Raw genomic sequence first — 22,478 nt, 5'->3', positions numbered from 1 at the left:
TCCGCACAGGCCCGCGGCCAGGGCCGTCCGCCCCTGACGTGGCGCATGCTGCCGCGATAAAATAAATCCGTGCCCAGCTGGCAGTACTCCTCGCCGCTTCCGGCCACATGGCAACGGTGCGATTCCGGCATCCTGCCACTGTGGTGGGACCGGCTGTGTGCGCAGACGGGCGAGCAGTCAGCGGCCCTCTACGCGGCCGGGCTCTTTACCGAAGACCGGCGCCGCCCGATTGCCCAGTGGTTCAACCCCGCCTTCAGCGCAGCCCTCCTGGTAGCCCCTGAGACGTCTCCCGAGTGGCCCGTGCAGCGCTTCGGCATCTTCTACGCTCCACCGGGCGCCGGCTTCGCCAGGGTGCACTCCGCCCCGCATGAATGGCACCCGCGCGAACCCCGCAAGTCCCCCACCGAACAGGAAGCGTTCCTCGCCGCCATCGCCGAGGCCGAGCGTTTCCTGCAGGTGGAAATGGATTTCGTCTGAAAGCAAAAGTTCCCCGCCCTCACACGGAGGACGGGGAATTTTTGTTGTTTGCTCCTCCTGCTGGACTTGAACCAGCAACCCTTCGATTAACAGTCGAATGCTCTGCCAATTGAGCTAAGGAGGAATGAAGCAGGTATGACCTTAGCAAAGGTTTCCCGCCAATGTGAAATCGGCGCTGTCACGTCCCCGCAATACCCTCCCCGGGTATAAAAAATCCCCGTTCCGGTGACCCGGAACGGGGATTGTGCGCTCCTCCTGCTGGACTTGAACCAGCAACCCTTCGATTAACAGTCGAATGCTCTGCCAATTGAGCTAAGGAGGAATGAAGCGGGTATCAGCCTAGCAAACCCAACGGCTGGAAGCGAAATCGGACGTGAAATCCAGACTGCAGCGCCCGGATCAGGAGTCCGAACGGAGCGCCCGCCGTTCCATTTCCAGCATCATCAGTTCGCGGTTGAGCCGCTGGAATTCCTCGGGACTGGCTGCCGGGTCCAGCCGTTGCAGCTGGCCCATCTTGTCTGCTTTCACCCGGGTGATCTGGAGCTCGAACAGCCGGGCCAGGATGTCCTTGCAGTATTTCTGGACGGCGTCGGCGGTGCTGGCCGGCAGCGGCACCACAGCCAGTTCGGACACCAATGGACGCAAAGGTTCCGGGACTTCGTTCATCACCTGCTCCACCCAGCGCACGGGCTCCCCGATTGATCCTGGACCGGAGGCGCGCATGGCGTCATGAACGGCCTGGAAGGCGGGTGTCCTGAACCGCGCAGCCGAGAAGCGTTCCCAGATGCCGCCGCCCAGCAGCGCGGGCTCCTGCAGCGCCACCTCCAGCGCCTGCCGCTCCATGGACGCCACCGGATCGCGGGGATCGGGCCGGTGATAGGAGGGAACAGCGCCCGACGCCGGTCCGGCAGCTACTCCGGGTCCGCCGGGTTGCGTCCTGGGCGCCCCTGTACGGGTGCCGGGCTGGGCCGGTCCGCCCGCCGGCGGCGCGCCTGTAGCCTGCGATCCTGCAGCAGCACGTTTCATTGCCACGGCCACGGCCTGGCTGACCTCTTCAACGGCCATGCCAAGCCAGCCTGCCAGTTCCCGGGCGTAGGCAGGCCGGATGGCGGCGTCCCGGATCTGGGCCACCACCGGGGCAGATTCGCGAAGGGCTGCCACGCGGCCTTCCACGGTGTCCAGGTTATGGCGTTTCAGTGTTGCCTTGATGGCGAATTCAAACAACGGACGCCGGCTGTTGATGAGGTCCCGGACAGCGGCGTCGCCCTTGGTCTGGCGCAGGTCGCAGGGATCGGCGCCGGTGGGGTCTACGGCCACATAGTTCTGGGCCACGAACCGCTGGTCCTCTTCGAAAGCCCGCAGCGCGGCCTTCTGCCCCGCGGCGTCACCGTCGAAAGTAAAGATCACTTCTCCCCCGGTGCCGTCGTCGGACAGGAGCCGCCGGGCGATCTTGATGTGTTCGGCGCCGAACGCGGTACCGCAGGTGGCCACCGCCGTCGGAATTCCCGCAAGGTGGCAGGCCATCACGTCCGTGTAGCCTTCCACCACCACCAGCTGGCGGTCCTTGGCAACATGTTTTTTGGCCAGATCGATCCCGTAAAGGACCTGGGATTTCTTGTAGAGCGTCGTTTCGGGGGTGTTGAGGTACTTGGGGCCCTGGTCGTCCTCGTAGAGTTTCCGGGCGCCGAAGCCGATGGTGTCCCCGGCGATGTCGCGGATGGGCCAGATCAGGCGGCCACGGAACCGGTCGTAGATTCCCCGGTTTCCTTCAGAGAACATGCCGGTGAGCTTGAGTTCAGCGTCAGTGAAGCCCCGGCCGCGGAGGTGCTTCAGCAGCGCATCCCAGCCCTGCGGCGCGTAACCGACGCCGAACTGTTCCGAGGCGGCCCGGTCAAAGCCGCGGTTGTACAGGAAGTTCCGGCCTTCAGCGGCGCCGGGAGTCAGCAGCTGGGCGCGGAAGAACTCGTCGGCAATTTTGTGCGCGTCCAGCAGGCGCTGGCGCTTTCCCACTTCTTCGCGGCTGGGACCGGTTCCGCCGTCCTCGTAGCGCAGTTCATAGCCAATGCGGGCGGCAAGCTTTTCGACGGCCTCATGGAAAGACGTATGGTCCTGCTTCTGGACAAAAGCGATGACGTCGCCGTCTTCGCCGCAGCCGAAGCAGTGGTACCTGCCTACCTGGGGGCGGACGGTGAATGACGGCGAGCGCTCGTCGTGGAAAGGGCAGAGGCCCTTATACGTCCCCAGGCCGGCACCCTTGAGCGTGACGTAGCCGTCAACCACTTCCTTGATGTCCGTGCGCTGGCGAACTTCGTCAATATCTTCTCGTTTGATCAGGCCAGCCACAGAGCCATCCTAGCCCCGGGGTGCCGCCGGGAAGAGCGCCTGGTGTTGTTCCTCACCAAAGCGACGGCAGGCTCCCCACGAGCCGCTCGTACATGGCCAGCGCCGACCCGTCCGTGAGTGACGCCACCTGGTCGATGACCACCCTCAGCCGTGCGCCGTCGTCGGGCGCGTCCCGCCAGTCCGCCGCGAACATCGGCTCGAGGTGGCGGTCCCCCGTGGCGTTCAGGGCCGTCACCAGCGCGTGCAGGACTTCGCGCTGGCGCTCGTAGATGGGCTGGCGGTGCTCGGTGGTCATCACGAACGTGGTGGCCAGGCCCTTCATCACCGCGATCTCCATAACGGTCTCGTCCGGGACCATCAGCTCGGCGTTGTACCGGGTGAGGTTCTCCGGGCCGTAGAGGGCACGCGTGGCCTCCAGGGCGCTCTGGCAGAACCGGCCGATCAGCTGGCTGGTCATGTTCTTCAGGGCAGCCATGGATTTGCGGCTGCCATCAGCCTCGCGGACCCAGACGTCGGTGGCCTCCAGCCGGGCAAGGGCCGCGTCGATTGCTGCGGGATCGTTGTGCGGCAGATACCACTGCTTGGCATAGCCCACCACGCGGGCGCGGTGGTCCGGGTTGTCCATCCAGCGCAGCTGGAAGTGGCCTGCCACAATGGCGTCCTCGACATCGTGTACGGAGTAGGAAATATCGTCGGCGAGGTCCATGACCTGGGCTTCGAGGCAGGACCGTCGCTCCGGCGCACCTTCCCGGATCCAGTTGAAGATGGGCAGATCGTCCTCGTAGGCGCCGAACTTACTGGTGCGCTGCCCGTGGAGGACCGGCGCGTCCAGCGCCGACCAGGGGTATTTTGACGCCGCGTCCAGGCTGGCGCGGGTGAGGTTCAGCCCCGCCGGACGGCCGTCCTCCGTCAGTACCTTGGGTTCGAGCCGGGTGAGCAGGCGGAGGGTCTGGGCGTTGCCTTCGAACCCGCCGATGGCGTGCGCCACCTCGTTGAGGGCGGACTCGCCGTTGTGTCCGAAGGGCGGGTGGCCCAGGTCATGGCTCAGGCACGCGGTGTCCACCACGTCCGGGTCACAGCCCAGGGCACGGCCGAGCTCCCGGCCCACCTGCGCGACTTCCAGGCTGTGGGTCAGGCGGGTGCGGACGAAGTCGTCGGTGTCCGGCGCCACAACCTGCGTCTTGGCACCGAGCCTGCGCAGGGCCGAGGAATGCAGTACGCGGGCGCGGTCGCGCTCGAAATCGGAGCGGTACGTGCTCTTGGGCGGTTCCTCCACCCAGCGGGCGGAGTCCCGGGCTTCATACCCGGGCAGGACCGGTGCCGTGGTGCGGGTTTCAGCCACCGGAAACATCCAGCTCCGCGGCAGAGATGTCCTTGGACTGTGCATCGTTCAGTGCGCGGGATTCCAGCCAGTCCTTGGGCAGCGCCGGCTTCTTCGGTGAGCCGGCCCGGCCGCGGGGGCCTTCGGCATCCACCCCCGGGTAGGGCGAGTCCAGGTCCAGCTGGTCAAGCGTCTCACGGAGGACCTCCAGGCTTGTCACGAGCGCCAGCTTAGTGCGGAGTTCGCTGCCCACCACGTAGCCCTTGAAGTACCAGGCGATGTGCTTGCGGATTTCACGCAGGGCTTTGCCCTCGTCGCCGAAGGTTTCCACCATCAGCTCGGCGTGCCGGTAGACGCTCTCGGCCACCTTGCGGAGGTCAGGCTTGTGGCGGACGTCGCTTCCCTCGAAGGCCGCCATCAGGTCACCGAACAGCCAGGGCCGTCCCTGGCAGCCGCGGCCCACCACGACGCCGTCCACACCCGTTTCCCGGACCATGCGGACCGCGTCCTCGGCAGACCAGATGTCGCCGTTGCCCAGCACGGGGATGTCCGGCAGCGCTTCGCGGAGCCGGGCGATGGCGGTCCAGTCTGCTTGGCCTGAGTAGAACTCCGCGGCCGTGCGGCCGTGGAGTGCGACGGCGGCGACCCCGGCGTCGCGGGCGATCCGGCCGGCGTCGAGGTACGTCAGGTGGTCTTCGTCAATGCCCTTGCGCATCTTGATGGTCAGCGGGATGTTGCCCTTGGACGCTTCCTTGACCGCCGTCTGGACGATGGAGGTGAAGAGGTCGATTTTCCATGGCAGGGCGGAGCCGCCGCCGCGCCGGGTCACCTTGGGGACGGGGCAGCCGAAGTTGAGGTCGATGTGGTCCGCCCGGTCCTCGTCCACCAGCATGCGCACGGCCTGGCCCACGGTCACGGGGTCCACGCCGTACAGCTGGACGGAACGGACCTTTTCATCGTCGTCGTGCGAGATGATCCGCAGCGATTCAGGCGTCCGCTCCACGAGGGCACGCGAGGTGACCATCTCTGCCACATACATGCCGCCGCCGTACTCACGGCACAACCGGCGAAAGGCGGAGTTGGTGATGCCCGCCATGGGAGCCAGGATCACGGGGGTGTCCACCGTGATGTTGCCCAGCTTCAGGGGCGGGAGTTCCAGCTTGGGGGCAGGAGGGGTTGCGGTAACAGTCACCTGTCCATTGTCGCAAAGGCGGGCAAATCGGCGGGATCGGCTCCTGCGCAGGGTCGAGGCCGGTTCAGCCCCGGTCCGCGCGGCGGCCTCGCCGGGTTGCGGGTGCCCCTGGCTCTTCCCCGGTTTCCGCCCGGCCCGGTGCCGTGTCCGCCACCGCTGCACGGCGCGGGCGGTTGCTCGCAACTGCAGCGGCGAGCGCGCCCGTATCGTCGATGTCATCAGGGTTCACGTGCACCCTGCCGCCGGCATCCGCGGGCCCGGCTGCCGTTTGGATGCCGGTGGCCTTGACCACCAGCACGGCGATCAGCGTCGTTACCGGGATGGCAAGCACCAGCCCGACGGAGCCCACGAGCGTCCTGATGACCTCTTCGGAAAGCTCAGCGCTTGTCAGGGTGTCCCCCAGCGGCCGGTTGTAGAGCATCACGATGATCAGGATGGGCAGGGCTGCACCCGCGTACGCGAACGCGATGGTGTAGACGGTGGAGGCGATATGGTCCCGGCCGATCCGCATCGCGGAGCTGAACAGCTTGCGGGCGCTGGTTCCCGGCGCCAGCTCGTACAGCTCCCACACGGCGGACGACTGCGTGATAGTGACGTCATTGAGCACACCCAGGCCCGAGATGATCAGGCCGCACAGGATCACCCCGGAGATGGAGATGTTGGCGGAGGTATTGATCAGGGTGGTGGCGTCGTGGCTGCCCACGCCGGCGAGGTTGGCGGCATCCGTGGCCCAGGCCGCCAGCAGGGCAGTGATGCCGAGGCCGAACATTGTGCCCAGCAGGGCCGTCGAGGTCCGGGCCGAGAAGCCGTGGGCAAAGTAGAGGACCCCGATCATGATCACGGTGGATCCCACCAGCGCCAGCAGCAGCGGCGGCTTCCCCTCCACCAGCGCCGGCAGCATGAAGACAGCCAGGACGAAGTAGGCGCCCACCAGGCCCAGGAGTGCCCGGAGTCCCCGCCAGCGTGCCACGGCGATCACCACCAGGGCGTACAGGAGTGCCAGCATCACGATGGGCAGGGTCCGTACGAAGTCAACGAAGATGTAGGCCGGTGACCCCTGCGAGGCCGCTGCGCCCTGCGCATTGGAGAGGTTCAGGTACCGGATCTGGTCCCCCGGCCGCACCCCGTGGGATTGAGCGACCTCGGGGTTGATCACCACCTTGACGGGGCTGCCGCCCTGATCCGGCTGGGTGAAGGCAAACATGCATTCGGAACCCTCCGGGGCAGGCTGGCCCGTGCCGTCGGAGGACGGGCCCGCCGCGGTGGAGCCCTGCATGCAGCTTTCTTCCACCACGCTCTGGATCTTGCCCGTGTCAAAGGTGACACCGGGCGCGGCCGAGTACGGGCTGGCGAGGGAGATACCCTCCTTGGACCCGGACGGCCACAGCATGGCCATTCCTGCCAGGGTCAGCAGCGTCAGCGGCACCAGGATGGCGGCAAGTATCCGGTTTGCCTTCCGGCGAGCGGCAATCGCTTCTGCTGTCGGCTCCGAATGACCGGTGGAAGCGTGGGAGTGACCGGATCCCATCAGCAGCTAATCCTCATACCTTGAACTCTACGTCGGTCATCTTAGGGTTGATAAATGGCAGGAAGCGGGAGGAACCACACGTGATGGACCACAAGACCGGGGAGCACCGCAACACCCCCCGCAACGCAGCCGACAGGAACGCACCCGACAGGAACGCAGCCGCCGCAAGGGTGCCCGCGGGCAGGCACCAGCCGGCGCTCACCGTCCTGGCAGCCACCGGTGCCACGAAGGGTGTGGCTTTGGTGCTGCACGGCGGCAAGGCTCACAGTTATGAGCCGGTGGAGGCCCGGCACTTGAGCCCCCTCAGAATGATCCCTTTCGCCCGCCACCTGCACCGGGCCGGCAAGGACGACGGCCTGGCCGTCTGGTCCCTGCGGAACAGCGTGCGCGGCTGGAACGGGCAGGACATGTCCGCGCTCCACGACGCCCGCTGGGCCCTGCAACAGATCAGCGCAAAGCACCCCGGTGTTCCGGTGTATCTGGTGGGCCACTCCATGGGCGGGCTCACCGCAGTCTGCGCGGCGGATCATCCGCAGGTTGAAGCCGTGGTGGCGCTCGCCCCGTGGCTGGGTCCGGAGACACCGGCCGGCCGGGTTGCCGGGCGGAAGGTCCTGATTGTCCACGGCACCGGAGACCGGATGACCAGCCCCAGGCAATCCCTGCAGTTTGCCCGCCGTGCCGCCGGCGCAGCCGCGTCCATGCAGTACGTGTCGCTCAGCGGTGCCGGGCACTTTATGGTCCGGCGGGTCCGCCTCTGGCACTCCCTGGCCACGGGGTTTGTGCTGAAGGCCTTCGCGGAGCACACAGGCGCAGCCCACGCGGCGACCCGCACGCTGGACAAGCTGCTGCCGCCGGCCGCCACGCAGGTGAATCTCTGACTGCTGCTGGTGTGGCTGCTCGGGCACCCGTTAACTGAGTAGCGCCATCCGTCGTTTTGAGGGTTCACAACGACAGATGGCGCTACTTACATGGGTTTGGACCCGTCAGTCGGAGACGACCAGGGTGTCATGCCCCTGCTGGTGCGCCTTGCCGCTTTCCAGCAAGGGCTCGACGGCGGCGCGGAGCGCTGTCATCGAATCGTCCAGTTCCAGCATGACCGGGTGCTGGTAGGCGAGCAGCGCGAGCAGGTCGCGGACCGCTGCCGCGGCGTCGTCGGCATCCAATGCAGGTTCGTGGCCCACAAAGACATCCGTCGCCTGGTTGTCCTCGGCGGGGGCTCCCGCCGATGGGTCCTGGGCAGGCGCCGCGTAGCTCACCGCAAAGGCCCGGATGCGGCCCTTTTTGCTGGGGGCAACTCCGGCACCGAAAGCGGAGGCCGGCTCGGCGCGCAGCACAATGGCGCCGTGGGCACCGGTGAGGTCGTCCAGGAACAGCTTTTGCACCTGCCCCACCGACAGGACACCGGGCGAATCCCAGCCGTGGATGGACGTGTAGTACCGCCCCACCACGTCGGTGAGTTCAACCGAACCGGTGGCGAGGTCCATCACCACATCGGACCCGGCGTTTTCATCGTTCGAGGGCCGGCCGCCGTTGTCCTTGGCCGGGAACACGGGCAGCTTGAGGGCGCCGGGCTCCACCACGACCAGCCGCGAGCGCTGGATGGGCTGCAGCCCGAACGCTTCGGCAAACGCGGCTCCCGGGCTGCCCGGCTCCACTTTGGCGCGCAGCCGGGTAACGCCCGACGGCGCCTGCCCGGCCTCGCGGCGCAGCATGGTCAGGAGCGTGGCACCGATGCCGGCGCGCCGGTGATCGCGCGCCACCTCGATGTACGCCCAGAGCCGGTCGGGATGCAGGGACGCCTCGTAGACCACGCCGGCAGCAACGGGAATCCCCACGCCGTCAATGACGTCTTCGGCCACAATGGTCCGGCGCCACGGGCTGCCGTCCGTGCCGGCCGAGGAGACCGTCAGGGCACCACGGAACTGCCGGGCCTGTTCGGTCTCCGGACCGCCCCAGATTTCGAGCAGCGTCAGGTCATCGCCCTCGCGCCACTCCCGGTATTCGATGGCCATGCTCAGGCGCCGATCAGGCGGGCGGCCAGGTAGCCTTCCACCTTGTCCAGGGAGACGCGTTCCTGGCTCATGGTGTCCCGCTCACGGATGGTCACGGCCTGGTCCTCGAGGGTGTCGAAGTCCACGGTGATGCAGAACGGGGTTCCGATCTCATCCTGGCGGCGGTAGCGGCGGCCGATCGCGCCGGCGTCGTCAAAATCGATGTTCCAGTTCTTGCGCAGCTGCGTGCCCAGGGCCTTGGCCTTGGGCGAAAGGTCCTCGTTGCGGCTCAGCGGCAGGACGGCTGCCTTGACCGGTGCCAGGCGCGGGTCAAGGCGCAGGACCGTACGGACGTCGACGCCGCCCTTGGCGTTGGGTGCCTCGTCCTCGGTGTAGGCGTCCACCAGGAAGGCCATGAAGGACCGGGTCAGGCCGGCGGCCGGTTCGATCACGTACGGGGTGTAACGCTCGTTGGTGGCCTGGTTGAAGTAGCTCAGGTCCTGGCCGGATGCCTTGGAGTGCGTGGAGAGGTCGAAGTCGGTGCGGTTGGCGATGCCCTCAAGCTCGCCCCATTCCGAGCCCTGGAAACCGAAGCGGTATTCGATGTCCGTGGTGCCCTTGGAGTAGTGGCTGAGCTTCTCCAGCGGGTGTTCGAAGAAGCGCAGGTTTTCCTCGCGGATGCCCAGGCCCGTGTACCAGGACATGCGCTCCTTCATCCAGTACTTGTGCCATTCTTCGTCCGTGCCGGGCTCGACGAAGAATTCCATTTCCATCTGCTCGAACTCGCGGGTGCGGAAGATGAAGTTGCCCGGGGTGATCTCGTTGCGGAAGGATTTGCCGATCTGACCGATGCCGAACGGCGGCTTCTTCCGGGACGTGGTGAGCACGTTGCTGAAGTTCACGAAGATGCCCTGGGCCGTTTCCGGGCGCAGGTAGTGCATGCCTTCCTCGTTGGCCACCGGGCCGAGGAAGGTCTTGAGGAGGCCGGAGAATTCCTGCGGTTCGGTCCATTCGCCACGGGTGCCGCAGTTGGCGCAGGCGATGTCCTTCAGGCCGTTCTCGGCCGGCCGGCCCTTCTTCTCCTCGTACTCTTCCTCGAGGTGGTCGGCGCGGTAGCGTTTGTGGCAGGAGAGGCACTCCACCAGCGGATCGGAGAAGACCTCAACGTGGCCGGAGGCTTCCCATACCTGGCGGGGCAGGATGACGGATGAGTCCAGGCCGACCACGTCTTCGCGGCCGCGGACCATGGACTGCCACCACTGGCGCTTGATGTTTTCCTTCAGCTCGGCACCGAGGGGCCCGTAGTCCCAGGCTGACCGCGAGCCGCCGTAGATCTCACCGGCCTGGAACACGAAGCCCCTCCGTTTGGAGAGGGAAATGACCTGGTCGAGGACGGACTTTGGTGCCATGGTGGAACTCCAATTTCTACAGGGCCGCTGGGTGCGGTCCGCGGTTAGCTTGGCCCCGGCGCACACGGGTGCGGTCCCGCTGGGTGCGGGCAGGGCGGACGAAGAAAACAGGGTGCAGCAATCAGGGTGCAGAGGCTGCGTGTCCTAGCCTACCGGCCGCTACCTCCGGAAGGCTCCCCGTGGCCACGGCAAGGTGGCCACCACGATCGCGGCCAGGGTCAGGATGGTCCCCAGGACGGTGGGCAGGGCCACCACCGAGCCGGGCGCGGGGAGCACAACATCGAGGATCAGGGAGCCCACCAGTTGGCCGGCAATCATGCCCAGGCCCGTGACCAGGACGCCCAGGGCACGGACCAGCACGGCAGCCAGGCCGATGAAGATACACCCCATGGGCCCGCCGAGGTAGTACCACCACTCCCCCGGCAGCGGATTGCCCGTACCCGCGACAGCAACCTTGATGCCCCAGACAAGCCAGAGGAGGAGGCCGCCGGCGACGAAGTTGACCAGGGTCGCCGCGATCGGCGTGCCGTAGTGGAGGGTTGCGGTCCCGTTCATGGCCTGTTGGAAACTCATCAGGAAACCCGCTGCCAGCGGCAACATCAGTGGCAGCAGCAGGCCGACGTCGGCGGCGTTGCCAAAGCGCGGGGACACGGCCCAGGCCACGGCAATGATGGTCAGCACACTGCCGATGACGCGGACTCCCGTGATGCCCCGCTTGCCGCCCGGGCCAATCCCGAGCCGGTCAACGAAAAGGCCGCTCAGGGTCTGGCCGGTGACCGTGGCAACAGTGAACAGGGCCACGCCGAGCAGGCCCACGGTGGTGGACTGGGCAAAAACGAAGAAGGCGCCCACGCCGCCGGCAAGGGCGTAGTACCGGGGAAAGCGGCGGTCCCGGAGGGCGGGGATAATCCGCGTGAGCCCGGCCCGGCCCGTGGGCAGCAGCACGGCGATAACGGCGATCAGGATCAGGCCCGTACTGAAGCTGACAACGGCTGCGGCGATGCCGTCGTTCAGCCGCACGCCGAGGGCCCCGTTGATACGCCCCTGGACGGGAATGGCCAGCCCCGCGCCGACTGCCAGCGGAAGGCCGGCAAGCAGTGGCAGCCGTGGGGTGTGCGTCATTGAATCCACCTTACGTCGGGCATCATTGCTTATATGAGCAACCAGGACATTGAAGAGATCCCCATCCGCGACAGCATGATCCGCCTTGGCCAGCTCCTGAAGCTCGCCAGCCTGGTGGAAGACGGTGTGGAAGCCGCCGAGCTCATCAAGAACGGACTGGTCAAGGTCAACGGCGAGATCGACGAACGGCGCGGCCGGCAGCTGCACAACGGGGATACCGTCACGGTGAACGGGCAGACCGTGAAAGTCGTGGCCCCGGAAGCCTGATGCAACAGCCCGGCCCCCGGCACCATGCCGGGGGCCGCCGTCGTGCGTTCTGTAGTTACTTGTTCAGGACCTCATGGGTCAGGAACTCGGATACATGACCGATCTCCTGCTGGTTGATCCCGTGCCACATGCCCGTGTAAAGCACCTTCGTCAGGTGGACGTGCTTGCGCACCCAGCCCATGGTGTAGTCGATCTTGTCCGGTGTGATCACGGGGTCCTGCTGGTCGCGGCCCCAGAACAGCGGCACGGATCCGTCCAGTTCGCTGTCCCGGAAGGCAGGATCGCCGTCGGCGTTGATCACAAAACCGGACAGCCCGACGACGGCAGCGTAGTCCGCGGGCCGGTACCGGAGCAGCGTGGTGGCCATGGCCATGCCCATGGAGAAGCCGAGCAGCGTCACCGACGGGTGGTTGGGTTTGACGGAGTCGATCCAGTCCTGCACATAGCTGGCCGCTTCCTTCACGGCGTCGAGGGAGTAGTCGACCGACGCGGTCAGCGGGAACCACATAAAGCCAGGTCCGGTGGGCAGCGGCGCCCTGAGCGAGGCAACAACAAATTCCTGGGGCAGCATATCCGCCAGGCTCAGGAGGTCCTGTTCGTTGGCGCCATAGCCGTGGAGCAGCACCAGCAGCGGCCGTCCGGAGCGCTGGTCCTCGGGCCGGGACCACAAAACAACAGGGGCTGGAAATACTTGGGCGTCAGTCATGGTTTCCATTCTTACAGTTACCCACCGGTAACTACCTACGTTGGCGTAGCTTACGAACGAAGAGGCAGGATAGGACCGTGACTGACTCGAAAGCCCTGTATACCCCGGACACGGCCACGGAATCCCACCCGTGGAGCCGCTATGTAGCCATGGGAGATTCGTTTACGGAGGGCATCGGGGACCCTGAACCGTCGAGCCCGGGCGGTTACCGTGGCTGGGCCGACCGCGTAGCCGAGGAGCTGGGCCGTGGCCAGGAAGATTTTGCCTACGCCAACCTGGCCGTCCGCGGGCGGCTCCTGCAGCAGATCGTGGACCAGCAGCTCGCCCCGTGCCTGGCGCTCAAGCCGGACCTCGTGACACTTTCGGCCGGCGGCAACGACCTCATCCGGCCGGGCGGTGACCCGGATGCCCTCGCCGAGAAGCTTGATTCCGTCGTCCAGATCCTGGCGATGGGCGGCGCCACGGTAGTGCTGTTCAACGGCCCGGACACGGGTTCCTCTGTCCTGGGCCGGATCCGCAGCAAGGTGGCCATCTACAACGAGAACCTCCGCACGGTCGCGGCCCGGCACGACGCCATCATCGCCGACATGTGGTCGCTCAAACAGCTGAATGATCCGCAGATGTGGGATGCGGACCGCCTGCATTTTTCGCCGCTGGGCCACCACACCATTGCTGCCATGGTGCTCGATTCGCTTAATGTGAACCACACGCTGGAGCCTCTGCTGCCCAAGTCCCTGCCGCAGCGCACATGGCGGGAGGCCCGCTCCGGCGATTTGGTGTGGGCCCGCACCCACTTTGTCCCGTGGGTGGTGCGGCGGCTGCGCAACCGGTCCTCAGGAGACGGCATCACGGCAAAACGTCCGACGCCGGGCCCCGTGTTTGGTCCGGGCGTCCCCTTGGGTTCCGGTGAAGGTCCCCTGGGCACCACCGGAGCCCGCCGCTAGCCGCAGGCGAAGGATCCCCCGTGACAGATGCGCCACCGGCCATGCAACAGGATGAGGCTGTGCGTCGCCGGCTGCATGCGCAGTTGCTGCGAGGGTCCCGGGCTCAGTTCCCGCACGATGTCGTCCGCCACCTCCTGGCTGTCCAGGCGCAGGAGTTTCCCTACGCCCGGTGGAGCCTGGCGCAACGCACCCGCGGGCACGGAGTTGCCGGGGCGGCCGGGACCGCCTCCGCAGCGGATGTGGAGCAGGCGGTGTCAGACGGCCGGATCCTCCGCACCCACATTCTGCGGCCAACCTGGCATTTTGTGCACCGGGATGATCTTCGCTGGCTGACTGCGTTGTCAGCACCCCGGCTCCATCAGATCAATGCCGGCACATACCGGCGGACAGGGATCGACGCTGCTGCCGCGGAACGGAGCGGACGGGTGCTGGCCGACGCCGTGCAAGGCGGACGGCACCTCACCCGTGAGCAGCTGGCGGAGAAGCTGCAGCGTGCCGGGTTTTCGGCAACCGGCCTGGGCCTGGCTTACCTGATCATGCACGCCGAGATCAGCGGAGTATTGACCAGCGGAACGCCCGTGCGCAGTCCCGGTGGCGCCTTGAAACAGACGTATGCCCATTTCGACGAGCGCGTACCGGCCGGACCCGGTGGGACGTTGGACCGGGACGAGGACCTCGGCGAGCTTGTCCGGCGGTACTTTGCGAGCCGGGGTCCCGCCACGGTCAAGGACTGCGCCAACTGGTCCGGCCTCACCTCCACCGATGTCCGTCACGGCCTCGCGCGCGTCCTCGACTCGGCTCCGGCGGTTTTGGAGACAGCGGTGATTGACGGCGTCGTGCACTACGTGGCGGCGGGTACTGAAGTTCACGCGCACCACGGCGGGGCTGCGGGTGAAGCCCCGCGGATGGACCTGATCCAGTGCTATGACGAGTACGTGATGGGATATTCGTCAACACGGCACTATTTCGGCGGTACCGCCCCGGCGTTCCCGTTGGGCGGGGCACCCATGCACGTTGTGCTGCTGGACGGGCGGATGGCCGGCTCCTGGCGGCACACCCTGTTTCCGGGCCGCTGTGAATTGGACATCCGGCTGTTCGATCCGCCGGAACCGGGCTTGCGTCCGGACTCAGACCGGAGCAACGCCGTGGAGCGCGCGGTGCAACTCGCCGTGGAGCGATATGGAACATTCCTTGGAATCCCGGCCGTCCGGGTGAAGCCGGGGACTTAAGCCCGCCGGGGTTTAAGCTGGAAGGACACATATGAGAGGCGTTACACCGTGAACAGCTTGTTTTTCTGGATCATCATCCTGTCGTTTGTGATACCGATGGCGATGCGGATGTACCGGAAGTCTGTCAACAAACGGAACCAGGGCCAGGGCTTCTCCGGGGGTTACCCCGGCCAGTTCCCCGGCGGTGGTCTCGGCGGGGACGGCCAAAACCCGGGACAGCAAAACCGGCAGCCCCGCGACGGCTATACCCAACAGGACTACATGAGCGGCGGCTTCCGCCAGATCATGAGCCCGCAGCCCCTGCCGCCGAGCGAGCCGCTGCCTCCCATGAAACCCGTTCCGCCCATGGATCAGCAGTTCCCCGACCAGCGGGCAGAAGCACCCAAGGCGCCCGCTGCCCCGGGAACTCCTGCGCCGCCGTCGGCCCCGCAGGGCTACCGCGCCCGGAAGCTCGCTGAACTGGACCAGCAGTACAGCAACGGCGAGCTGGCCATGGAGGAATACATGAAGCGCCGCTCCGACATCATGAACGGCTGATCCGGGGCACGACGCTGATGCCGGCCAGGACGCTGAATCCTGCCGGAACCTAGACCAGGAACGTGCTCCGCAGCTGACTGCCCAGCTGGCCGATTTCGGTCAGGAAGCCGTCATGGCCGATGGGGGCCTCGATGACGTGGACGTCCACGTCACCCGGCAGCGCATCGGCCAGTTCGCGGGACTGCGACGGAAAGTACAACCTGTCGCTGTCCACAGCTGCGACGAAGAACCTGGCAGTAGCGCGGCTGAGCGCCTCGTCCAGTGAGCCGCGTCCGCGGGTGACGTCGTGGCTCATCAGGGCATCGGTCAGGGCGATGTAACTGTTGGCGTCGAACCGGCTGACCAGTTTCTTGCCCTGGTGGTCCAGGTAGCTTTCCACCTGGTAGCGGCCGCGCTCCCCCAGCGCTGCGGCTCGAAGCGGCGATTCCGGGAGCTGCGCCGAGCGCCCGAACCGGCCGTCGAATTCCTCCGCGGAGCGGTAGGTGATGTGGGCGATCCGCCGGGCCAGGGCCAGTCCGTCCTCGGGCAGCGGACCGCCGTAGTAGTCGCCGTCGTTGAAATTGATGTCCTGGCGGATGGCCAGTGTCTGGGCCTGGGCGAAGGCGATCTGTTCAGCCGTGCTCGCGGCCCCCACGGAAATAACAGCGCAGCGCTGCACCCGTTCCGGATAACTGACTGCCCACTCCAGGGCACGGGCTCCGCCCATGGAACCTCCCAGCACGGCGAACCAGCTATGGATGCCCAGCTGGTCAGCCAGCCGCGCCTCAGCGGCCGTTGTATCGCGCAGCGTCACCAGCGGAAACCGGGAGCCCCAGGGTTTTCCGTCCGGCGCCTCCGACGACGGCCCGGTGGACCCGTAGCAGCCGCCCAGAATATTGATCGAGACCACAAAGAACCGGTCGGTATCCACTGGTGCACCCGGTCCGGCGAGCTGTTCCCACCAACCGGGCTCGTCACTGTCGCCGCGCGTCACGTGGGTGCTGCCGGTCAGGGCATGCTCAATCAGGACAGCGTTGGAGCCGTCAGCGTTCAGCGTTCCCCATGTTTCATACGCCAGGGTGACCTCGGGAAGGTAACCGCCGGCCTCGAGCTGCAGGGCGCCAACGGTGGCATAGCGCACTACGCCGTTTCCGGGAGCCGCTGTTCGGGAGATGGTGATCGTCATGGAAAGGACCTCTTCTACGCGCTTGCCTGCCGTCAATTGACCGGCAGGCCAGGTCCTCACCCGGGGCACCCCGCCACGAAAGAGGGTTGCCGGCCAGCAAGCCGGGGCTGTCGCTGGCACTCATGACCTTCCATGAGTGTACGAAACAGCCCCGGCCTATGGCCAAGCGTGTGACTGGTTGTGACTTTCGGGTGATTACTCCCCGGGCCCGCCCCCGGTGGCATCCTTGGCCGCCCGGAAGCCTGCTTCGAGGTCGGCGATGATGTCGTCGATGTGTTCGATGCCCACCGACAGCCGGACCAGCCCGGGCGTCACACCCGCGATGGCCTGCTGCCCGGCCGAGAGCTGGCTGTGCGTGGTGGATGCCGGGTGGATGACCAGGGACCGGACGTCCCCGATATTGGCCACGTGCGAGTGGAGCTCCAGGGCGTCCACAAAGCGTTTGCCTGCCTCCGCCCCGCCGGCCAGGTTGAACCCCACCACCGCGCCGGTGCCCTTGGGGCCGTACTTGCGGCCCCGTTCGTACCAGGGGCTGGACGGCAGGCCCGCGTAGGCGACCGATTCGACGTCGTCCCTTGCCTCCAGCCACCGCGCAACGTGGACGGCGTTGGCGACGTGCCGTTCCACGCGCAGGCTGAGCGTCTCCAGCCCCTGGGCAATCAGGAAGGCGTTGAACGGGGACACTGCCGAACCGAGGTCGCGAAGCAGCTGGACGCGCGCCTTCAGGATGTAGGACAGGTTGGCGCCGAGCGCCCCACCGGCGCCAAGATCCGTGGCATAGACGAGTCCGTTGTACGTGGGATCGGGGGTGTTGAAGCCCGGGAACCGTGCGGGGTCCTTGCCGAAGTCGAACTTGCCGGAGTCCACGATCACGCCGGCGATTGCGGAGCCGTGCCCGCCCAGGTACTTTGTGGCCGAGTGGACAACAATGTCCGCGCCCCATTCGAGGGGGCGGATCAGGTAGGGCGTGGAGAGGGTGTTGTCCACGATCAGCGGCACACCGGCGTCGTGGGCGGCCTGTGACACGCCTTCGATGTCCAGCACGTCCTGGCGCGGGTTGGAGACCACTTCGGCGAAGAAGAGCTTGGTGTTGGGCTGCACGGCGTCGCGCCACTGCTCCAGGTTGTCGGGGTCCGCCACAAACGTCACGGAGATGCCGAACTTCTTCAGGGTGTGCGCCAGCAGGTTGTACGTGCCGCCGTACAGGCTCGGGCTGGCCACCACGTGGTCCCCTGCTTCGGCAATGTTCAGGATGGCAAACGTTTCGGCGGCCTGCCCGGAACTCAGCAGCAACGCGGCGAGACCACCCTCCAGGCTGGCGATGCGCTGCTCCACAGCGTCCTGCGTGGGGTTGCCGATGCGGGTATAGATCGGCGCAAGCTCGGCAAGGGCAAAGCGGTTGGCGGCGCTTTCTGCGCTGGGGAAGACGAACGACGTCGTCTGGTAGATCGGGAGGGCACGGGCACCTGTGGCGCTGTCCGGCTCCTGGCCAGCGTGGATCTGGCGGGTTTCGAAAGACCATCCGTTCGACATTCAATGCTCCTTGACGTGGTGTGGCACTGCTCGGTTGCGTTCAGCATAGGAAGACTTCCCGACAGGGAACATGATTGTGACGAAGGTGGTCAAAAGGCTGTCTCCGGTGTCCCGGTGCCGGATTTTCCTCAACGGCCGCAACACAAAATCCCAGTAAGGCTACCCTTAGCTGAGAGGCTCATCACAAAGTGCCAAGATGATGGCATGCGCATGGATCACGTCTCTTACGCCTGTGAACAAGATGGCCTCGTTGCCACCACCGAACGTATTTCGTCCGCCCTCGGCGTTGAAGCCGTGAAGGGTGGAGTGCACCCCCGTTTCGGAACCCGGAACATGATCATTCCCCTCGCCGGACACAAATACCTGGAAGTTGTGGAGGTCCTGAACCACCCGGCCTCGGACAAGGCTCCCTTCGGGCAGGCTGTCCGGGCACGGTCCGAAGCCGGCGGCGGCTGGATGGGCTGGTGCGTCGAAGTGGACGATCTCGCCCCCTTCGAGGAACGTCTGGGCCGTGCGGCGGTCAACGGCAACCGCAAGTTTCCGGACGGCCGCGAGCTGATCTGGAAGCAGATCGGCATCCTTGGCCTGATCGCGGACCCGCAGGTTCCGTACATGCTCAAGTGGGAAGGCGACCCCGCCCTCCATCCGTCGAATGCTTACGAAAGCAACGTCAAGATGAGCTGCCTGACCATCGCCGGCTCTGCCGAGCGCGTTACGGAGTGGCTCGGGGAACCCGTGGAGAAGCCGCTGGAGGACGTCGCTGTTGAGTGGGTCGCTCCCAAGGGCACCCCCGGCATCCTGTCCGTAACCTTCGAAACCGCCACCGGGGCCGTCACCATCTGACGGTTCCACCTGACCGAATCCCTACTCTCCCGGGCAGCGCCGCCCGGGCAACAACTTCGGCCGCCTTCAGCGGGTGTCAACGACGCCACCCGCTGACGGCGGCCGAATCGCTTTAAGCCCGGAGCCGCTTCTCATCAGTCCGGGCCGGCCAGCCCTTGGGTCAGCCCAGGCCCACTGCCCTGCCGAACAGGCTGAAGCCAACAAACGCCACGATGTCCAGCAGTGCGTGCGCGATCACCAGCGGCATCACCCGCTTGGTCCGGGTGTACAGCCAGGCGAACACCAGCCCCATCACCACGTTGCCGATGAACGGCCCGAAGCCCTGATACAGGTGATAGGTGCCCCGGAGCACGGAACTTGTGACTATGGCCAGGGGCATGCTCCAGCCGAACTTGCCGAAGCGGTCCAAAAGGTAGCCCACCACAATAACCTCCTCCACCACGGCATGCCGCAGCGCGGAGAGAATCAGGACCGGAATGGTCCACCAGTGGGCGTCCAGTGCGCTGGGAATGATGGCGGTGGTGATCCCCAGTGCCCGGCCGGCGGCGTAAAGGCCGAGGGAGGGAATCCCGATTAGTGCTGCAAGGCCCAGGCCCTGCAGCAAGTCACGGCCCGGCCTGGCGAAGTTGAAGCCGAGTTTCTGGAAGGCCGAACCGCCGTGTCCGTCCGCGCCAGTTCCGGGCTGCCGCTGGTCCGTGAGGAAATAGATGACCAGCAGCACGGGCACCAGGGCAAAGACAATGTCCAGCAACTGGTATGTGAGGTCGAAATACTCGCGGCTGCTCCGCGACTGGTTCAGTGTTGAGGTTCCCTCTGCCAGTGGCGCCCGCGACATCTTGTCGAGCAGTTGAACAACGGAGTACACGGCGGACTGACCAAGGGACAGTCCCAGGACAATCCAGACTTCGATCCGCAGCCGACGGCGGGAGGGAACCAACATGGTTCCATCTTGCCTGCTGTGGCTGGTTCTTCGCTGATTAGCGACAGCCCGGCCCGCCGGGCACACCCAAGTGAGAGAGCGTTCGCCAAAAACCCACATCAAGTGAGAGAGCGTCCGGAGTGGAGACTTATGCTTGGGGCTTATGAGCGCGCCAGGGAAAATCATCATGATCCGGCACGGCCAGTCCACGGCCAACGTCGATACCTCCATCTACAACAGGGTCCCGGACTACCGGATTCCGCTGACTCCGCTCGGGCTTGAGCAGGCCGCCGCGGCCGGCGAGAAGATCCGGCGGGAGTTGGACGGGCGGCAGGTGTGCGTCTATGTATCTCCCTATTTGCGGGCCTACCAGACCCTGGAGGCGCTCAACCTTGGCGGTCTCACCGAGCGGGTCATCGAAGAGCCGCGCCTCCGTGAGCAGGACTGGGCCAACTTCCAGATCAGCGGAGAAATTGAGGACCAGAAGGAGCTGCGCAACGCCTACGGCCATTTCTTCTACCGGTTCCGGGAGGGCGAATCAGGGTCGGACGTTTACGACCGGATTTCATCGTTTATGGAAACGCTCTACCGGCATTGGTCCAAACCGGACTACGCCCCGAACACGCTGCTGGTGACCCACGGGCTGACCATGCGGCTGTTCTGCATGCGCTGGTTCCACTGGTCGGTGGAGTACTTCGAATCGCTCAACAACCCGAACAACGCCGAGGTAAGGACCCTGGTGCGCACGGAACTCGATAAGTATGAGCTGGATATTCCGTTCACCCAGTGGGTGGAGCGGCGGGTGGATGAGACCGTCCTGGATGCGCCGCCGGTGTTGTACTAGTGCCGCTAACGCACTGGCGTGGCTAGTGCGGCGCCACAATCACTTCGGTGCCGTTCGCCTCGAACGCGGCCTTGTCCGCGGCGGAAATGCCGGAGTCGGTGATAAGCCGGGTGAAGGCGTAGCCGTCCATCGTCGCAAAGGCCCGGACTCCCACCTTGGAGGAGTCTGCCAGCACGTAGGAGACCCTTGCCCGGCTGGCCAGCAGGGCATTCACCGAGGCTTCGCCCTCGCCGGTGTTGGTGGGTCCCACCTCGGGGTCGATGCCGTTGACACCGATGAAAGCGATGTCCAGGACCACCTTCTGCATGATGATGTCCGTGTATGGCCCCACCAGTTCGTAGGAGCGGGGGTTGAGGATGCCGCCGGTCACCATGACTTTGATGTTGGGCCGGACGGCAAGCTGGGAAGCAATGTTGATGGCGTTGGTGACGACGGTCAGCGTGGGCTGGTTCGCGGGTGCGTTGAGGTCTTCGCGGGTGGCCAGGATCTGCGCGAGTGCGGTACTGGTTGTGCCGCCGCAGAGTCCGATCACAGCGCCTGGCCGGATGAGCGCCGAAGCGGCCTGGGCTATCTGCTCCTTCGCTTCCGCGTGGTCGTCACGGTTATAGCGCCCCGGCAGGTCATACGCGAGGGCCCCTATGGTGGCACCGCCCCTGGTCCTGGTCAACAGCCGCCGGTTGGCGAGGCTGTCAAGGTCCCGGCGCGCCGTGGCCGGTGAAACGCCAAGCTGCGAGACGATCTCATCCACCTCCACCTGGCCGGTCTTGGCGAGGATATCCAGGATGGCCGTCAGGCGGTCAGTGCGGGTCATGGGGGCCTTCCAGCATCAAACAATCACCGAAATGTGACGTTTTTGATCATAACAGAGATAAACAATCATCAAACGTCACTTTGGCTACCGCACCCGGACCCCTGCCCGCCACACGGCGTACGTGAGCGGCATGCCCGGACGGTAGGCGAGGTGCGTGGCGGAGGGAGCATTCAGCATCTGCACGTCTGCCCGGTGCCCGACGGCGAGCGAGCCCACCGCCCGTTCGCCGTCGGCGTCGTTCCCTGCCTCCCGGTGCAGCGCGAGCGCCCCGCCGTAGGTGGCGGCACGCACGGCTTCGTGGACACTGAGCCGCATCTGCAGGACGGCGGTGGTCACGCAGAATGCCATGGAGCTTGTGTACGACGTGCCCGGGTTGGCGTTGGAGGCCAGCGCCAGCTGCACCCCGGCATCCAGCAGTTCCCGTCCCGGGGCAAGCGGCTGCCGCGTCGACAGGTCGCATGCGGGCAGGCAGGTGGCGACGGTGCCGCGCGCGCCCGTCCCGGTCGCCGGACTCCAGCCCGACCAGCTGTCCGCGAGCGCCGAGACGTCACCGGCGGACAGGTAGTTCGCATGGTCCACGCTCGCCGCGCCCAGCTCCACGGCCAGCCGGACGCCGGGGCCGGCGCCGAGCTGGTTGCCGTGGACCCGGATACCCAGCCCGGCAGCACGGCAGGTCTCAAGAACCCGGCGGGACTGTTCAGCGGTAAATGCGCCTTCCTCACAAAAGACATCCGCCCAACGGACATAGGGCCGGACGGCGTCCAGCATGGGGCCACAGACGAGGTCGGTGTAGGCGTCGGCATCGATGCCGGCGGGCACAAGGTGCGCGCCCAGGTAGGTCACTTCATCGGCCACCGTGGACGCAATCCTGGCGCTGCGTGCCTCGTGCTCGACATCCAGCCCGTACCCTGTTTTGGTCTCGACATAGGTGGTTCCCTGCGCAACGGCTTCGGAGACACGGGCCATGGCCAGTTTGGTGAGGTCGTAGTCGGAGGTGCGCCGGGTGGCGTCCACCGTCACGGCGATGCCGCCGGCCGAGTAGGCCTCCCCTGCCATCCGCGCCTCGAACTCCGCGGTGCGGTCCCCTGCAAACACCAGGTGCGTGTGGGAATCCACCCAGCCTGGCAGCACTGCCCGGCCGCCGGCGTCCACGGCGTCGTCGGCCGCCGGAGCATCCGCCGCCGAACCAAGCCAGGCGATCCGCTCACCGTCGATCACCACCGCGGCGTTTTTCAGGACCCGGTGTTCCAGGTCCTGGGTCATCAGCTCGGCGATGTTGGTTATCAGGGTACTCATG

At 66.1% G+C, this 22,478-nt stretch carries 21 protein-coding genes, 2 tRNA genes and 1 riboswitch; of the genes, 8 read left to right on the top strand and 15 right to left on the bottom strand.

Going from position 1 to position 22,478, the window contains the following annotated elements; all coding sequences use genetic code 11:
* Positions 1-69 precede the first annotated feature (69 nt).
* Positions 70-477, top strand: a complete 408-nt coding sequence (locus IDT60_RS06320; protein WP_164201246.1) for a hypothetical protein — start codon at positions 70-72, stop codon at positions 475-477.
* Positions 478-528: 51 nt separating this feature from the next.
* On the opposite strand, the gene IDT60_RS06315 is transcribed toward IDT60_RS06320, so the two are convergent.
* From IDT60_RS06315 to IDT60_RS06290, 6 genes are all read right to left on the bottom strand, one after another.
* Positions 529-601, bottom strand: a tRNA-Asn gene (locus IDT60_RS06315).
* 125 nt (positions 602-726) lie between these two features.
* A tRNA-Asn gene (locus IDT60_RS06310) sits at positions 727-799 on the bottom strand.
* A gap of 77 nt (positions 800-876) precedes the next feature.
* The gene (gene dnaG, locus IDT60_RS06305) at positions 877-2,820 is read right to left on the bottom strand and encodes a DNA primase (protein ID WP_191081300.1); all 1,944 of its coding nucleotides are present in this window, start codon (positions 2,818-2,820) and stop codon (positions 877-879) included.
* 52 nt (positions 2,821-2,872) lie between these two features.
* Positions 2,873-4,171, bottom strand: a complete 1,299-nt coding sequence (locus IDT60_RS06300; protein WP_167525084.1) for a deoxyguanosinetriphosphate triphosphohydrolase — start codon at positions 4,169-4,171, stop codon at positions 2,873-2,875.
* On the bottom strand, positions 4,155-5,333 hold the full coding sequence (dusB, locus tag IDT60_RS06295) for a tRNA dihydrouridine synthase DusB (RefSeq protein ID WP_191081299.1): 1,179 nt from the start codon (positions 5,331-5,333) through the stop codon (positions 4,155-4,157). Before dusB ends, IDT60_RS06300 begins: the two co-directional genes overlap by 17 nt.
* A gap of 64 nt (positions 5,334-5,397) precedes the next feature.
* The gene (locus IDT60_RS06290; RefSeq protein ID WP_191081298.1) at positions 5,398-6,861 is read right to left on the bottom strand and encodes a YibE/F family protein; all 1,464 of its coding nucleotides are present in this window, start codon (positions 6,859-6,861) and stop codon (positions 5,398-5,400) included.
* Positions 6,862-6,944: 83 nt separating this feature from the next.
* On the opposite strand from IDT60_RS06290, the gene IDT60_RS06285 reads away from it, so the two are divergent.
* Positions 6,945-7,739, top strand: coding sequence for an alpha/beta hydrolase (locus tag IDT60_RS06285; RefSeq protein ID WP_191081848.1), 795 nt, complete (start codon positions 6,945-6,947; stop codon positions 7,737-7,739).
* 105 nt (positions 7,740-7,844) lie between these two features.
* Here IDT60_RS06285 and IDT60_RS06280 read toward each other — a convergent pair whose 3' ends face one another.
* The 3 genes from IDT60_RS06280 to IDT60_RS06270 form a co-directional block, all read right to left on the bottom strand.
* Complete coding sequence (locus tag IDT60_RS06280) at positions 7,845-8,873, bottom strand: GNAT family N-acetyltransferase (RefSeq protein ID WP_191081297.1); 1,029 nt, start codon at positions 8,871-8,873, stop codon at positions 7,845-7,847.
* Between the two features lie 2 nt (positions 8,874-8,875).
* Positions 8,876-10,261 (bottom strand): glycine--tRNA ligase, encoded by a 1,386-nt coding sequence (locus IDT60_RS06275; RefSeq protein ID WP_164201260.1) that lies wholly within the window; start codon positions 10,259-10,261, stop codon positions 8,876-8,878.
* A gap of 159 nt (positions 10,262-10,420) precedes the next feature.
* Positions 10,421-11,383 carry a DMT family transporter gene (locus IDT60_RS06270; protein WP_191081296.1) on the bottom strand — a complete coding sequence of 321 codons (963 nt, stop codon included), beginning with the start codon at positions 11,381-11,383 and terminating at the stop codon, positions 10,421-10,423.
* 33 nt (positions 11,384-11,416) lie between these two features.
* On the opposite strand from IDT60_RS06270, the gene IDT60_RS06265 reads away from it, so the two are divergent.
* Positions 11,417-11,650: an RNA-binding S4 domain-containing protein gene (locus IDT60_RS06265; RefSeq protein ID WP_164201264.1), complete on the top strand. Its 234-nt coding sequence runs from the start codon at positions 11,417-11,419 to the stop codon at positions 11,648-11,650.
* Between the two features lie 55 nt (positions 11,651-11,705).
* On the opposite strand, the gene IDT60_RS06260 is transcribed toward IDT60_RS06265, so the two are convergent.
* Positions 11,706-12,356, bottom strand: a complete 651-nt coding sequence (locus IDT60_RS06260; protein ID WP_191081295.1) for an alpha/beta hydrolase — start codon at positions 12,354-12,356, stop codon at positions 11,706-11,708.
* A 149-nt stretch (positions 12,357-12,505) separates the two neighbouring features.
* Here IDT60_RS06260 and IDT60_RS06255 point away from each other — a divergent pair, with 149 nt between their 5' ends.
* Genes IDT60_RS06255 through IDT60_RS06245 form a run of 3 tightly spaced genes read left to right on the top strand, consistent with a single transcriptional unit; the run spans position 12,506 to position 15,066 of the window.
* The gene (locus tag IDT60_RS06255) at positions 12,506-13,300 is read left to right on the top strand and encodes an SGNH/GDSL hydrolase family protein (RefSeq protein WP_223883956.1); all 795 of its coding nucleotides are present in this window, start codon (positions 12,506-12,508) and stop codon (positions 13,298-13,300) included.
* Positions 13,301-13,320: 20 nt separating this feature from the next.
* The gene (locus IDT60_RS06250; protein WP_370590725.1) at positions 13,321-14,529 is read left to right on the top strand and encodes a winged helix DNA-binding domain-containing protein; all 1,209 of its coding nucleotides are present in this window, start codon (positions 13,321-13,323) and stop codon (positions 14,527-14,529) included.
* A gap of 48 nt (positions 14,530-14,577) precedes the next feature.
* On the top strand, positions 14,578-15,066 hold the full coding sequence (locus IDT60_RS06245) for a hypothetical protein (protein ID WP_191081293.1): 489 nt from the start codon (positions 14,578-14,580) through the stop codon (positions 15,064-15,066).
* A 49-nt stretch (positions 15,067-15,115) separates the two neighbouring features.
* Here the strand turns inward: IDT60_RS06245 and IDT60_RS06240 are convergent, their stop codons facing one another.
* Positions 15,116-16,231 carry a homoserine O-acetyltransferase gene (locus IDT60_RS06240; protein ID WP_191081292.1) on the bottom strand — a complete coding sequence of 372 codons (1,116 nt, stop codon included), beginning with the start codon at positions 16,229-16,231 and terminating at the stop codon, positions 15,116-15,118.
* A 13-nt stretch (positions 16,232-16,244) separates the two neighbouring features.
* Positions 16,245-16,359: riboswitch (SAM riboswitch) on the bottom strand.
* A gap of 67 nt (positions 16,360-16,426) precedes the next feature.
* Complete coding sequence (locus tag IDT60_RS06235; RefSeq protein ID WP_191081291.1) at positions 16,427-17,764, bottom strand: bifunctional o-acetylhomoserine/o-acetylserine sulfhydrylase; 1,338 nt, start codon at positions 17,762-17,764, stop codon at positions 16,427-16,429.
* A 204-nt stretch (positions 17,765-17,968) separates the two neighbouring features.
* Here IDT60_RS06235 and IDT60_RS06230 point away from each other — a divergent pair, with 204 nt between their 5' ends.
* Complete coding sequence (locus tag IDT60_RS06230) at positions 17,969-18,607, top strand: VOC family protein (RefSeq protein WP_164201275.1); 639 nt, start codon at positions 17,969-17,971, stop codon at positions 18,605-18,607.
* Positions 18,608-18,767: 160 nt separating this feature from the next.
* On the opposite strand, the gene IDT60_RS06225 is transcribed toward IDT60_RS06230, so the two are convergent.
* On the bottom strand, positions 18,768-19,547 hold the full coding sequence (locus IDT60_RS06225; RefSeq protein WP_191081290.1) for a CPBP family intramembrane glutamic endopeptidase: 780 nt from the start codon (positions 19,545-19,547) through the stop codon (positions 18,768-18,770).
* 142 nt (positions 19,548-19,689) lie between these two features.
* On the opposite strand from IDT60_RS06225, the gene IDT60_RS06220 reads away from it, so the two are divergent.
* Positions 19,690-20,370 (top strand): histidine phosphatase family protein, encoded by a 681-nt coding sequence (locus IDT60_RS06220; RefSeq protein WP_223883905.1) that lies wholly within the window; start codon positions 19,690-19,692, stop codon positions 20,368-20,370.
* A gap of 22 nt (positions 20,371-20,392) precedes the next feature.
* On the opposite strand, the gene IDT60_RS06215 is transcribed toward IDT60_RS06220, so the two are convergent.
* Positions 20,393-21,181, bottom strand: a complete 789-nt coding sequence (locus tag IDT60_RS06215) for a DeoR/GlpR family DNA-binding transcription regulator (RefSeq protein WP_191081289.1) — start codon at positions 21,179-21,181, stop codon at positions 20,393-20,395.
* An 84-nt stretch (positions 21,182-21,265) separates the two neighbouring features.
* Positions 21,266-22,477, bottom strand: a complete 1,212-nt coding sequence (gene hutI / locus IDT60_RS06210; RefSeq protein ID WP_191081288.1) for an imidazolonepropionase — start codon at positions 22,475-22,477, stop codon at positions 21,266-21,268.
* Position 22,478 lies beyond the last annotated feature (1 nt).

The organism is Pseudarthrobacter sp. BIM B-2242 (assembly GCF_014764445.1).
GTDB lineage: Bacteria > Actinomycetota > Actinomycetes > Actinomycetales > Micrococcaceae > Arthrobacter > Arthrobacter luteus_A.
This window is presented reverse-complemented; position numbering and strand designations above follow the sequence as displayed.